Consider the following 260-nt stretch of genomic DNA (forward strand, 5'->3'; position numbering starts at 1 on the left):
TCAGGCCGAACATGCGCGCCTGGATCGGATCGGCCTGATGCCGATCATGTTCACCTTCATGTTCGCGACGTTCCCGGCGGGACTGGTGATCTACTACGCCTGGAACAACCTGCTCGGCATCGCGCAGCAATGGTACATCATGAGCCAGCAGGGCGTTGAGGTGCACCTGTTCAAGAACTTGGCCGATACGTGGCGCGGCCTCACCGGCCGCGGCAAACCGAAGCCGGCCGAGTGAGCGCGCCCGACGAGGCGAGGCTCGC

1 protein-coding gene is annotated in these 260 nt (G+C 64.2%); it reads left to right on the forward strand.

The window, feature by feature from the left end; all coding sequences use genetic code 11:
* Positions 1-235: YidC/Oxa1 family membrane protein insertase (locus tag Q5762_RS38855; RefSeq protein WP_315897028.1), on the forward strand; the 235-nt coding region annotated here is incomplete at its 5' end.
* Between the last annotated feature and the right edge of the window lie 25 nt (positions 236-260).

Source organism: Streptomyces sp. P9(2023) (assembly GCF_032436795.1).
Taxonomy (GTDB): domain Bacteria; phylum Actinomycetota; class Actinomycetes; order Streptomycetales; family Streptomycetaceae; genus Streptomyces.